This window comes from Alicyclobacillus macrosporangiidus CPP55, from assembly GCF_000702485.1.
Classification (GTDB): Bacteria; Bacillota; Bacilli; order Alicyclobacillales; family Alicyclobacillaceae; genus Alicyclobacillus_H; species Alicyclobacillus_H macrosporangiidus_B.
The window spans coordinates 2,988,664-3,000,991 of the sequence record NZ_JNIL01000001.1; the positions used below are offsets into that span (position 1 = coordinate 2,988,664).

At 64.6% G+C, this 12,328-nt stretch carries 12 protein-coding genes; all 12 read left to right on the forward strand.

All coding sequences use genetic code 11. From position 1 onward, the window contains the following. Nucleotides 1–64: 64 nt before the first annotated feature. Nucleotides 65–490 carry an NfeD family protein gene (locus N687_RS0114890; RefSeq protein ID WP_029422612.1) on the forward strand — a complete coding sequence of 142 codons (426 nt, stop codon included), beginning with the start codon at nucleotides 65–67 and terminating at the stop codon, nucleotides 488–490. A 2-nt stretch (nucleotides 491–492) separates the two neighbouring features. Then, entirely contained in the window at nucleotides 493–1,536 is a 1,044-nt protein-coding gene (locus N687_RS0114895; protein ID WP_081841439.1) for an SPFH domain-containing protein, read from the forward strand. Next, nucleotides 1,529–1,657, forward strand: coding sequence for a hypothetical protein (locus tag N687_RS25190; RefSeq protein WP_269320501.1), 129 nt, complete (start codon nucleotides 1,529–1,531; stop codon nucleotides 1,655–1,657). Before N687_RS0114895 ends, N687_RS25190 begins: the two co-directional genes overlap by 8 nt. A gap of 648 nt (nucleotides 1,658–2,305) precedes the next feature. Next, nucleotides 2,306–3,136, forward strand: coding sequence for a LuxR C-terminal-related transcriptional regulator (locus N687_RS0114905; protein WP_029422614.1), 831 nt, complete (start codon nucleotides 2,306–2,308; stop codon nucleotides 3,134–3,136). A gap of 445 nt (nucleotides 3,137–3,581) precedes the next feature. Beyond that, nucleotides 3,582–4,013 carry a response regulator gene (locus N687_RS0114910; RefSeq protein ID WP_081841440.1) on the forward strand — a complete coding sequence of 144 codons (432 nt, stop codon included), beginning with the start codon at nucleotides 3,582–3,584 and terminating at the stop codon, nucleotides 4,011–4,013. A 196-nt stretch (nucleotides 4,014–4,209) separates the two neighbouring features. Further along, on the forward strand, nucleotides 4,210–4,896 hold the full coding sequence (gene ftsE / locus N687_RS0114915) for a cell division ATP-binding protein FtsE (RefSeq protein ID WP_029422616.1): 687 nt from the start codon (nucleotides 4,210–4,212) through the stop codon (nucleotides 4,894–4,896). Further along, nucleotides 4,886–5,782, forward strand: a complete 897-nt coding sequence (ftsX, locus tag N687_RS0114920) for a permease-like cell division protein FtsX (RefSeq protein WP_029422617.1) — start codon at nucleotides 4,886–4,888, stop codon at nucleotides 5,780–5,782. Before ftsE ends, ftsX begins: the two co-directional genes overlap by 11 nt. A gap of 70 nt (nucleotides 5,783–5,852) precedes the next feature. After that, nucleotides 5,853–7,022 carry a S41 family peptidase gene (locus tag N687_RS0114925; RefSeq protein ID WP_051663299.1) on the forward strand — a complete coding sequence of 390 codons (1,170 nt, stop codon included), beginning with the start codon at nucleotides 5,853–5,855 and terminating at the stop codon, nucleotides 7,020–7,022. Between the two features lie 6 nt (nucleotides 7,023–7,028). After that, entirely contained in the window at nucleotides 7,029–8,375 is a 1,347-nt protein-coding gene (locus N687_RS0114930; RefSeq protein ID WP_156040169.1) for a PDZ domain-containing protein, read from the forward strand. Nucleotides 8,376–8,423: 48 nt separating this feature from the next. Next, nucleotides 8,424–9,227 (forward strand): flagellar motor protein, encoded by an 804-nt coding sequence (locus N687_RS0114935; RefSeq protein ID WP_029422620.1) that lies wholly within the window; start codon nucleotides 8,424–8,426, stop codon nucleotides 9,225–9,227. Next, nucleotides 9,208–10,047: a flagellar motor protein MotB gene (locus tag N687_RS0114940; RefSeq protein WP_231493491.1), complete on the forward strand. Its 840-nt coding sequence runs from the start codon at nucleotides 9,208–9,210 to the stop codon at nucleotides 10,045–10,047. The genes N687_RS0114935 and N687_RS0114940 overlap by 20 nt, the downstream gene beginning before the upstream one ends. 232 nt (nucleotides 10,048–10,279) lie before the next feature. Beyond that, nucleotides 10,280–12,274 carry an excinuclease ABC subunit UvrB gene (uvrB, locus tag N687_RS0114945; RefSeq protein ID WP_029422622.1) on the forward strand — a complete coding sequence of 665 codons (1,995 nt, stop codon included), beginning with the start codon at nucleotides 10,280–10,282 and terminating at the stop codon, nucleotides 12,272–12,274. The last annotated feature ends 54 nt before the right edge of the window (nucleotides 12,275–12,328 follow it).

Here is a 12,328-nt window from a genome sequence, read left to right on the forward strand (position 1 = left end):
CATGTGAAAGGGGCCTGGTCCCCTGTGGGGACCGTATAGGCCCGCACATCGAGGAGGAGATGGCGTGGCCTGGTGGATTTGGCTGATTGTCGCGTTTGCCATCGGGATCGTCGAGGTCGCCACCTTCACGTTCGTGCTGTTGTGGATTGCGCTGGGCGCATTTGTGACGGCCATCCTGTCGCCGCTCGTCGGCAACCTCTGGGGGCAACTTTTGTTGTTCGCGGCGGTGAGCGTGGTGTTGCTGGTGGCCACGCGCCCGCTGGTCCGCCGGTGGCGGCAGCGCCGGACGTACCCGGAGCGGCGCGAGACGATGATCGACAAGCGCGGCGTGGTGGTCAAAGAAGCCCAGCCGGGGGCGTTCGCCATGGTGCGGGTACAGGGTGAGCTGTGGAGCGCCAGGTCCAGGCATCCCTTGCGCAGGGGACAGGCGGTTGTGGTGCGTGATGCCACCGCCACGGTCCTCACCGTCGAACCGGCAGAGGAGGAGTAGCGATGGTTGGAACCATTGTCGTCGTCGTCCTGGTCATCCTCGTCATCCTGGTCATCCTGCGCGGCATCCGCATCATCCCGCAGCAGCGGGTGGCGATCGTCGAGCGGCTCGGCAAGTACCACGCCACGCTCCATCCGGGCGTGAACCTCATCATCCCGTTTATCGACCGGGTGGTACGGGTGATCGACCTGCGCACGCAGCAGGTGGTGGTGCCGCCGCAGATGGTGATCACGAAGGATAACGTCCAGATTCAGATCGACACGGTGTTCTTTTACACGGTGACCGATCCGAAGATGGCCACGTACAACATCGCCAATGTGGTGCAGGGCATCCAGAACATCACGGCGGCCAACATCCGCCAGGTCGTCGGCCACATGGAGCTGGACGAGACGCTGGCGGGCCGGGACAAGATCAGCCTGGCGCTGCGGTCGGCGCTCGACGAGGTGACGGAGTCGTGGGGCGTGCGGATCGACCGCGTCGAGATCGTCGACATCAAGCCGCCGAAAGAGATCCAAGACGCGATGGAGAAGCAGATGAAGGCCGAGCGCGAGAAGCGCGCCAGCATCCTGCAGGCGGAGGGCGAGCGGCAGGCGGCCATCCTCAAGGCGGAGGGCGAGAAGCAGAGCCTCATCCTGATCGCCGAAGGCGAGCGGGAGTCGAAGATCCGCCAGGCCGAGGGTTTGCGGCAGGCTCAGCAGCTGGAGGCGGAGGGCCGCGCGGCGGCCATCCGGCTGGTGGCGGAGGCGGAGAAAAACCGCATCGAGATGTTGCGAGCGGCGCAGCTCGATCCGAACGTGCTCACGTACCAGTCGTTTGAGGCCCTGCAGGGGGTAGCGAACGGCCAGGCGACGACGCTCATCGTGCCGTCGGAGGCCATCGGCGTGCTCGGTGCGCTGGCGTCGTTGAAGACGGCCCTGAAGGTGCGGGAGTCGGGCACCGCCGCGGCGGAGGACGGGGCGACCCGGGATGGCATGGCGGGGCCAGGGCTGGACCGGCCTGGTGGCCATCCGGCGGGGTCGCCCGGTGACGGGGGTCGGCATGGCTGATTGGGACCGGGCGGCCGTGTGGGCGGAAGCCACCGGCCGCCCGGAAGAGACCGGATCCGCTGAGGCGGGCAGCAAGGCGGGGGCGGCGGCGGAAGCCGCCGCCCGGTGCGTGGGCGGGTGATTCGAGCGTCCGGCGAGGTGGTCCTCGGGGACGTCCGGATCGCCCGGACATGACTCGCACTGAGGAGACCCAAGGCCGGCACCCGAGTGTCCGGGTGCCTGCGCCGGGGGGCGTTCTGACACCACAGCTTGGCTGCGTACCCCGCCGGGGAGGGGGGCTGCCTCCCTACACGCCTTCCGTTGTGTCGCGCGAGGGCCGGGGGCCAGTGGTGTTTTGGTGTTACGCAGCGGGGAACACGCTACGATACACAACGTTTTGATGTTAACTTGGGCTCAGGCTGGTCGGATAGGGTGGTTCCGTTACGTTAACGGTGCGGCTGGTGACTCTGGTCAGCCTGGTAAAATGCAAGACGGTTGCTATTTATGCCCCGTACCAGTCGTATAAATACGAATTCGTTGCTAGCCGCTGGCGACTCCGGTTTGTTTAGTACAATTCGTTCACTACCGCCCTGACCATCCGATTCATCGGCACCCCATTCATCGATTGATCCCCCGGGGCCGCCGATGGCGCTACGCTCCTCCGACGCGGAGCCCGAAGCAGGCGCCCGAGACCTGCGCCGACCCAGCCGAATCCACGCGGCCTCCGTGTGCTTCCATTTTCAACTTTCGCTCTGATTCGATAAGATAGCCGTTGGGCGAGGCGCCCCGCATGGTCGCCGGCCGCGGCGGCCACTGCGGCGGACGAGATGCGCAATTGGCGGCGGACACACCGGATAGCGGCGCATCGAATCCGTTGTATGAAGAGTCGGGCGGCCTCTGTCGGACAAGCTCGCCCGGCGCCGACGAATCGAGTGCGGAAGGACAGAAGGACATGCCCACCGTTCGCGTCTTCACCCTGATGGCCCAGCCGCTTTTGCAGCGGGGGCTGCAGATCCTCATCGACACGCAACCGGAGTACGTCTACGCCGGCTCGTTCACGCACCCCGAGGAGGTCCTCCGTCAGATGACGCCAGCGCGGCCCGGCGAGGTCAATGTGTTGATGTTGGACTTCGATCCCGCGGCTGAATCGTACCGGCCGTTCTTCAGCCGCCTACGCAAGATCGATCCGGATCTGCGCATCCTCTTTCTGCTCCACCTGCGCACCACCGAATCGGATGTGGTGCGTGCGCTGCGGACGGGGGCCAACGGGTATCTTCTGCAGTCCGTCAGCGAAGAGGGCTTGCTGAGGGCACTCGGTGCCATCGTCCAGGGACGCTCGTATCTCCAACCTCACGTGACGCCGATGGTGCTCTCGGAGTTGCGCAAGCCGCTCTACCCCATGCGCGAGTGGGACGCGCATGTTCAATTGGCAGAACGGGAGCGCATGCTGCTGCAACTTGCGGCCGATGGGCTGAGCAACACGCAGATCGCTGACGTCCTCGGCTTGGCGGAGAAGACGGTGCGCAACATGTGGTCGGCGTTGTTCGCCAAGATCGGCATCAACGACCGCACCCAGGCCGTCCTGTGGGCCATTCGCACCGGCAATGCCCAGCTGCGCTGACCTCCTGTACCCGTGTCGGAAGCGCGGCGCCCATCTCTCGACGGCGGCGTCGCGCGGCGTGGATCCCCCGCACTGACCACGCCTCAGCGCCATCCCCTTTCCTGTACCGCTACCTTTCAGATCCGGGACAAAAGTCCCCCTTCGATCAGGACAAAATTCCCTGTCGCCGCCGGATGAGCCCGTCTATGATGAATTCAGACGGGGAGGGTGTTGCGGGATGGGGCACGGCTTGAGCAGCCTCTTCAGCCACATAACGAACAACATCAACAACCAATCGAGCTGACACGGTTACCCTGTCCTACCTGTGGGCGCGGCACATGGGTAGGACATTTTTTGATCCCGGGGATGAACGGTTGGGTAGCTGTCTCGGGGCCGTTGTGGTTCGCACGAGCGGGGGCGGACGATGGGGCTGGTTTGAAAGAGGCCGGGAAACGGGGGCGATCCGATGGCAGAGAGGGTACGGGTGATGATTGTCGACGATTCCGCCGAGACGCGCCAGTGCATTCGGATGCTGTTGGCGATGGCGGAGGACATCGAGGTGGTGGCCGAGGCAGAGAACGGCGCCGAAGCCTTAAAGAAGCTGGCGGTGATGGCGCCGGACGTGGTGCTGATGGACATCAACATGCCGGTGCTCAACGGGGTCGAGGCGACGGAGCGGATCTGCCGGCAATACCCAGCAGTGTCGGTCATCGTGCTGTCGGTCCAAAACGACGTCGAATACGTCCGCTGCTGCATGCGGGCGGGAGCCCGCCACTACCTATTCAAACCGGTCACGGCGGACACGTTGGTGCAGACCGTCCGCTCGGTCAACGGGAGTGAACGGGACCCGAACCAACGCCAACCGGTGACGGACTTGGAGCAAACCCGGAGGTGTTGAAGAGCCTGTCGAACCGCAATCCCCTGCGGGGATCGCCGGGGGAGGGGTGACGGATCGTTGCGCGGCCAGCCTCCGGAGCGGAAACGGCGCATCAAATTGGAAACAGGATTTTGCCGAAAGACGTCGAAGTGGTTCCCAGACTCGCTTCGACGTTTTCGCGTGTCTGGGAGAACCTTTTGAAGGAGTGCCGGCCTCGATGATCGAAATGCAGGATGTCTGGAAGCAGTATCCCAACGGGACGTGGGCACTCAACGGGATCTCGGTCCGCATCGGCAAAGGCGAGTTCGTCTATGTGGTGGGTCCGAGCGGCGCGGGAAAGTCGACGTTCATCAAGCTGATGTACCGCGAGGAACGGCCTACGAAGGGGCATCTGTTTGTCAACGGATTTAACATCGAACGGTTGAAGGACCGCAAGGTGCCGTTGCTGCGCCGTCACATCGGAGTCGTGTTTCAGGATTTCAAACTGCTCTCGAACCTGACCGCGGCGGAGAACGTGGCCTTCGCACTGGAGGTCATCGGCACGCCGAAGAAGTACATTCGGCGGCGCGTCAAGGACGCCTTGGAGTGGGTGGGTTTGGCCGACAAAGCCGACCTGCTTCCAGCACAGCTGTCGGGCGGCGAGCAGCAGCGGATCGCCGTGGCGCGCGCCATCGTCAACAATCCGCAGCTGATCATCGCCGACGAGCCAACCGGAAACCTGGATCCCGACACCTCGTGGGGGATCATGAAGCTCTTCCAGCGCATCAACGACCGCGGCACGACCATTGTGATGGCGACGCACAACCGCGAGATCGTCAACACGATGCGCAAGCGGGTCATCGCCATCGAAGCGGGGTGCATCGTGCGGGACGAAGACAAAGGAATGTATGGGTATGACGATTAGAATGATGGGCAGGCACCTGCGCGAGGGGTTCAAAAACCTCTTGCGCAACGGATGGATGACGTTTGCGTCGGTCAGCGCGGTGGCCATCACGCTTCTGATCCTGGGCGTCACCTTGGTGATCGCCTTGAACGCGGAACAGATGTCGAATTATGTGCAGGGGCAGTTGGAGGTCAGCGCTTTTCTGAAGGACGACGTTTCGGACGCCCAAGCGCGGCAGATCACCCAGCAGATCGCCGCGATGCCCGGGGTCAAGTCGGCGGAGTACATCTCGAAAGAAGAGGGTTTCCAACAGCTCAAGCAGGAACTCGGATCCCAATATCAGGACATTTTGGGCGGGTTGTCGCAGAAGAACACGCTCCCGGCAAAGGTGGTCGTCAAAGCGGACGATCCCCGACAGACGCTCGCCATCGGCGAGCGGATCGCCCAGATGCCAGGCGTGGAGAAGGTGAACGACGGCAAGGAGGTGGTGGATAAGCTGTTCCGCTTCCTCGACCTGGTTCGCAATATCGGCCTGGCGTTCGTCGTTGGGTTGGTTATCACGGCGATGTTTTTGATTTCCAACACTATCCGGATTACGATTTTCTCCAGGCGACGGGAGATTGAGATCATGAAATTGGTCGGCGCGACCAACTGGTTCATCCGCTGGCCGTTCCTGACGGAGGGCCTGTTGATTGGCTTGATCGGCGCCCTGATCCCGTTCGTCGTCATCGTATTCGGCTACCGGACGCTGTACGCGCGGTTCGACGGGTCCTTCCTGGCCTTGGCGTTTCCGCTGATCTCCGCCGATCGGCTGGCGGGCACGCTGGCGGAGGTGCTGTTCGGGCTCGGGTTGTTCATCGGCCTGTGGGGCGGTATCGTGTCCATCCGCCGCTTCCTGCGCATCTGACCGCCCGGGTTGTAGACGTTTGCGGCCCGCTGGGCAGCGGCCGCGCAGCCGGGAGATTGGGGCTGGAGACATGGAGAGGCACACAACTTCCTTCCGCGTCGTCGCGGGCGCGGTTTTGGCCGGTGCATTCGCAGGGGTGGCGGCGACCCTGGTCGTCCTCAAAGGCATGGGGGTGCCGTTTGACGCTTCGCTGCACGACGCGTCGTTCCGCAAGTTTTACACGGCGTATGAGGACCTGCGGGATCGATATTACCGGCCGTTGACGGGCCAGACTCTGCTCGACGGTGCTGTGCAGGGGATGGCCAATGCCACCGGGGATCCGTTCACAGCGTACTTTCCGCCGGCGGATGCGAAGAACTTCCAGAACATGCTCCAGGGAGCCTACGTCGGTATTGGGGCGTCGGTCGAGAAGTCTGGCGAGGACACGGTGATCGTCAGCGTGCAGCACGGCTCTCCGGCGGAACAGGGAGGGCTGCGGGCACACGACGTGATCGTCAAGGTCAATGGGCAGGACGTCACCGGATGGCCGTTGGACAAAGTGAGCCAGGCCATCCTGGGCCCCGAGGGCACACAGGTGACGATCACCCTGCGCAGGCCGAGCGAGAACAATCGGACGTGGGACGTCAAGCTGACACGGCGAAAGGTCACCCAGCAGACGGTGTTCACCCAGATGATGCCGGGCCACGTCGGGTACCTGGAGGTTGCGGTGGTCTCGGAACACACGGCTTCCGAGGTCGCACAGGCGCTGGCGGACCTGCGCAAGCAGGGGGCCCGGTCCATCATCGTCGACCTGCGCGGCAATCCCGGCGGCTATCTGGACCAGGCAGTAGACATTGCCAGCGATTTCGTCGCCAAAGGTAAGGTGGTCGCCAAGACGGAGGACCGCCAGGGGCATCAGGAGGTGCTGACGTCCAAAGGGCCGGGGCTCGACCTTCCGGTGGTCGTCCTGATGGACCAGAACACCGCCAGCGCCGCGGAGATCCTGGCGGCGGCGCTGCACGACGACAACGGGGCCCCGTTGGTGGGCACGCGATCGTTCGGGAAAGGGACGGTTCAAGACACCCAGTCATTCCCGGACGGCAGCGCACTGAAATACACCATCGGAAAATGGCTTACGCCGAACGGTGCCTGGATTCACGGCAAGGGGCTGCAGCCCACGGATCCGGTGGACGGTGCGGATGCCCAGCTGAAGAAGGCCCAGTCGGTCGCCCAACAACTGCAGCGAGCGGAAGGGAAGTGAGCCATGGTGGACGGCTTCACGGCGGGCCAGATCCTCCGCACCCTGTGGCCGGGGTTGGCCCGGCTCCTGGTGAACCCTCTGCTGTACGCGGGGGCGGCGCTGGTGATCTGGGACGTGTGGCGCAACGCGCGGCACGAGCGTGCCTTTTTCGGGGTACGGGTGACGCGCCGAAGGGCCCACCTCCTGCTTTTGGCCGGCCTGTCGTTGGCAGCGGGATGCTTGATGAGCGTGTGGAACGCGGTCATCGGGGCAGGGGCCGCGCCGGGTGAAGTGGGGGTCGTGACGGCTGCGGTGCTGCTGCTTGGGTTGGTGCGCGTCCGGTGGCTGTCGCCCCTGTACGGCGCGGCGGTGTGTGCGGCGGCGTCTCAGGTGGCGAGCGCCTTCGGGGCGGGGACGGCGAGAACTTTCGCGGCCGGGACATCCGGATGGCATCCGGGCGCCGGTGCTCCGTGGGCGGAAGCCCTGGGCACCGTATGGGCCGCCATCGCTGGATTCGACGCCGCCAGTTGGGCTGGCCTGCTGGCGGGGGTCATGCTGTGCGAGGCGCTTCTGTTGGCGCTTTTCCGCACGCGCTGGCTGCGCCCGGTGTACGTCCTGTCCAGGCGCGGGCGCGCCATCGGCGCCTTCGCCATTCAACTGGCGTTTGTGGCGCCAGTGTGGATCCCGATGGCGGGAGGTGTGACGGGCATCGCCAGCCTTCCGTACGTGGCCGGCCAAGGCTTCACAGCGCTGCCCGTGCTCATCGGGTTTGGCGGCGTGTTCGCAGGTCTGTCGACACGCCGCGTGTTGACGGTGGTGTGCCTGCGGGACCTGGCCGTGGCAGTGGTCCTGGCTGCGGGGGCGTTCGCCGCCATGCAGGCGGGACCCGTGTGGGCGAACGCGGCGCTATGGGTGGGTGCTCTGGGTGCGGAGGCAGTGCGCCTGTGGGTGGACCGGGCCGAGGGCGCGAGCGATCCCCAGTACGCGCCGGCCCTCGACGGGGTCCGCGTCTTGGCGACGCTCCCAGGGTCACTCGCCAGGGCGATGGGGCTGGTGCCGGGCGAGGTGATCACACACGTCAATCAGGTCCCGGTGCATACCGGGTACGACCTGCACTTCGCGTTCGAACAAAACCCGGCGTACGCCAAGCTGCGCGTCGTCGACCGGCGCGGGGAGGCACGGCTGGTCGGGAAGCCGGTGTATGACGGCGAACGGGTCAAACTGGGCCTGTTGTTGGTGCCGGAGGATCCGAATCAGCCGTGCTACCGCCCGATTCCGAGCGGCCTGCTGCAGACGGTGGGCCTTCGGCTGGCGGCGGGCGATCGCGGGGCGCAAGTGCCCATGGATGAGGCCAGCGGCAGTCTGACCTCATGAAGCATGAGACCGCTGAGTGACCGGCGGCTGGGGAGGGGTGGAAGACCGGTGGATCTGGCGACGATTGCCGGTATCGCCGCCGCGGTGGCGAGCCTGGTGTTGGGATTCACTTTCGATGGGGGCACCGTGACCGCGTTGGTCCAACCGACGGCGGCGCTGATTGTGCTGGGCGGGACGTTGGGCGCCACGTTGGCCTCGGTGTCGCTTCGCGACTTTTTTGCGATCATTCGGTATATCGGGGTGTCGATGCGCAACCGGCAGCGGTCTCCGTTGGACGTCATCGACACACTCGTCGAGCTGGCCGCGACGGCCCGCCGGGAGGGCATCCTGGCGCTCGAGGACCGGGCCGCGGAGTCCAGCGATCCGTTTTTGCAGAAGGGCATTCAGCTGGTGGTCGACGGGGTCGACCCGGAGCTGGTCAAGAACATGCTGGAGATTGAACTGGCGTACATCGAGGAGCGGCACGAGTCGGCGGCGCGCGTCTTCGAGATGGCAGGCGGTTTCGCCCCGACGATGGGCATCATCGGCACCGTGATGGGGTTGGTGCACGTGCTCGGCGATCTCAGCAACGTCGATGCGCTCGGCCCGCAGATCGCCACGGCGTTCACCGCGACGCTGTACGGCGTGGCGACGGCCAACGTGTTCTGGCTTCCGATCGCCAACAAGCTGCGCCGGCAACACCAGGCGGAGCGGCTGATCTACGAGATCGTCATGGAAGGCGTCTTATCCATCCAGGCCGGGGAGAACCCGAAGATCCTGGATCAGAAGCTGCGCGCCTTCCTGGCGCCGTCCGTGCGGCAGCACAAGCCGGAAAAGGCGGGTGACGCAGGGGTTGAGACGGCCAAGGCGTAATCTCCACGGTGCAAGCGGCAACCATGAGCGGTGGCTCATTACATACTCGGACCTGATCACGCTGCTGATGATCTTTTTCGTGATCATGTATGCCATGTCCAAGGTGGACGTGGCAAAGTTCATGACGCTGCAGCAGTCGCTGGCAGCGGCCTTGCACCAGGACCACGAGATCCCTTTAAAGAACCTGGGCAAGACGGGCTTGGTCGTTCCCGCCAATCCGACGGACACGGGTGACAAGGCGAACACGGGGGCGTCGGAGCAACCGCACGACCAACAACTGGACAACCTGTACAATCAGATGAAAGCGTACATCGAGCAACACCACCTGCAGGACAACGTGACCATCGCCAACGAGCCGCGCGGGGTGCGCATCACGCTTCGGGACGTGGTTTTGTTCGACACCGGGCAGGCGGTCATCAAACCGCAGGCGCGCGAGTTGCTGCAGGGCCTGGTGCCGTTCCTGCAGACGCTCGGGAATGCGATTGTGGTCGAGGGATACACGGACAACCAGCCGATCTCCACTCCGCAGTTTCCGTCCAACTGGGAGCTCTCGGCCGCCCGCGCCATCGGCGTCGTGCACTTCTTGGCCGCCGCTGGGGTGCAGCCGGATCGCCTGAGCGGAGTGGGGTACGGTGAGTATCACCCGGTGGCGCCGAACGACACGGAGGCGCACCGGCAGATGAACCGGCGCGTCAACATCGTCATCCTGCGCTCGGACGCGAATCCCACGGGGATCACCTCAGCCGCCAACGCGTCCAGCGCATCCAATGCGGCGAAAGCCGGGCCGGCGGCGGGGAACGCGTCATCCGCTGGGGAATGATCCGCGCCGGCCGGCATCTCGTCCTCCCGTAGTTCTTCCTCGCGTACGCGGCACCGCCCCGTCACACGAGAGAACATTTGTTCCCGTTTTTGTTTTTATGGTAAGATGAAACGGATATCATGATGCTGTGCCCGGCGCGGGGTGCCGGTGCTTCCGTGCACTCGCATCCGGTCGTTCCGGCCTGGTCCGCGGCGCCGGGATCCTGGGACACAGCGTACGAGGGGCGATCCGCATGTCTGCGAAGGATGGCCGTTTTGAGCTGGTTTCTGAGTATGAGCCCAAAGGGGATCAACCGCAGGCCATCGCAGAACTGGTGGATGGCCTGCAACAGGGTCTGCGTCACCAGACCCTGCTGGGGGTGACGGGATCGGGCAAGACGTTCACGATGGCGAACGTGATCGCCCGCATCAACCGGCCGACCCTGGTGATTGCGCACAACAAGACGCTGGCTGCCCAGCTGGCGGCGGAGTTCAAAGAGTTCTTCCCGCACAACGCGGTCGAATACTTCGTGAGTTACTACGACTACTATCAGCCGGAGGCGTACATTCCGTCGACGGACACGTTCATTGAGAAGGACGCCAAGATCAACGACGAGATCGACAAACTGCGCCACTCGGCGACCGCGTCCCTGCTGGAGCGGCGGGACGTGATTGTGGTCGCGAGCGTGTCGGCCATCTACGGCCTCGGCTCGCCGGACGAATACCGCGATCACGTGCTGTCGCTGCGGCCGGGCATGGTGAAAAGCCGCGAGGACATCCTGCGTCGGCTGGTCGACATGCAGTACGAGCGCAACGACATCAACTTCACCCGAGGGACGTTCCGCGTGCGCGGGGACACCATCGAGATCTTCCCTGCCTCTCGCGGGGAGCAGGCGATTCGGGTGGAGCTGTTCGGGGACGAGATCGACCGGGTGACCGAGATCGACGTGCTCACCGGCGAGATCCTCGGCGTGCGCGAGCACGTCGGCATCTATCCGGCCTCCCACTACGTCACCTCGCGCGAGCGGCTGGAGCGTGCCATTGCGCGCATCAAAGAGGAGCTGGCGGAGCGGCTGGCGGAGCTGCGCGCCCAGAACAAGCTGCTGGAGGCGCAGCGATTGGAGCAGCGGACGATGTACGACATCGAGATGATGCAGGAGATGGGGTTCTGCTCCGGGATCGAGAACTACTCCCGCCACCTGGAGGGACGGGCGGCCGGGGAGCCGCCGCACACCCTGCTCGACTACTTCCCGGACGACTTCGTCACGTTCATCGATGAGTCGCACGTCACCATACCCCAGATCCGAGGCATGTACGGTGGCGACCGGTCGCGCAAGGAGACGTTGATTGAATATGGCTTTCGCCTGCCCTCGGCGGCGGACAACCGGCCGCTGACGTTCGAGGAGTTCGAGCAGCGCGTCGGCCAAGTGGTGTACGTGTCGGCCACGCCGGGGCCCTACGAGATCGAACACGAGCAGAAGCGGGTGGAGCAGATCATCCGGCCGACGGGCCTGCTCGATCCGGAGGTCGTCGTGCGGCCCATCCAGGGTCAGATCGACGATCTCGTCGGCGAGATCAACCAGCGCATCCGCCGCAACGAGCGAGTCCTGGTGACGACGCTGACCAAGAAGATGGCGGAGGACCTGACGGACTACCTGAAGGAACTGGGCATCAAGGTGCGCTACCTGCACTCGGACATCAAGACCATCGAGCGGATGGTGATCTTGCGCGAGCTCCGGCTCGGGGTGTTCGACGTGTTGGTCGGCATCAACCTGTTGCGCGAGGGGCTGGACCTGCCGGAGGTGTCCTTGGTCGCTATCCTCGATGCGGACAAGGAGGGCTTCCTGCGCGCCGAACGCTCCCTCATCCAGACCATCGGACGCGCGGCCCGCAACGCCAACGGCATGGTGATCATGTACGCCGACCAGATCACGGAGTCGATGCGGATCGCCATCGAGGAGACGCAGCGGCGCCGGCGCAAGCAGATGGCGTACAACGAGGCGCACGGCATCACGCCGCAGACGGTGCAGAAGGCGGTGCGGGACGTCATCGAGGCGACCAAGGCGGCGGAGAGCAAATCGGACTACGTGTCGGTGGCGGAACAGGCCAAGCAGATGTCGGCCAAGGAGCGCAGGCAGCTGATCGCCAAGCTCGAGGCGGAGATGAAGGCGGCAGCCAAGGAGCTGCAGTTCGAGCGCGCCGCCGAGCTGCGCGATCTGATCATCGAACTGTCCGAGCGCGCCGGATAGGTGCAAGCAAGTAGTCGAACCACGTTTTATCCCAGAATCCAGCGGACACTCCGC

Bases quoted from the DNA above. Each gene is read 5' to 3' on its own strand.
- N687_RS0114895 (WP_081841439.1), top strand. From the start codon at position 493: ATGGTTGGAACCATTGTCGTCGTCGTCCTGGTCATCCTCGTCATCCTG.
- N687_RS25190 (WP_269320501.1), top strand. From the start codon at position 1,529: ATGGCTGATTGGGACCGGGCGGCCGTGTGGGCGGAAGCCACCGGCCGC.
- N687_RS0114905 (WP_029422614.1), top strand. From the start codon at position 2,306: ATGGTCGCCGGCCGCGGCGGCCACTGCGGCGGACGAGATGCGCAATTG.
- N687_RS0114910 (WP_081841440.1), top strand. From the start codon at position 3,582: ATGGCAGAGAGGGTACGGGTGATGATTGTCGACGATTCCGCCGAGACG.
- ftsE (WP_029422616.1), top strand. From the start codon at position 4,210: ATGATCGAAATGCAGGATGTCTGGAAGCAGTATCCCAACGGGACGTGG.
- ftsX (WP_029422617.1), top strand. From the start codon at position 4,886: ATGACGATTAGAATGATGGGCAGGCACCTGCGCGAGGGGTTCAAAAAC.
- N687_RS0114925 (WP_051663299.1), top strand. From the start codon at position 5,853: ATGGAGAGGCACACAACTTCCTTCCGCGTCGTCGCGGGCGCGGTTTTG.
- uvrB (WP_029422622.1), top strand. From the start codon at position 10,280: ATGTCTGCGAAGGATGGCCGTTTTGAGCTGGTTTCTGAGTATGAGCCC.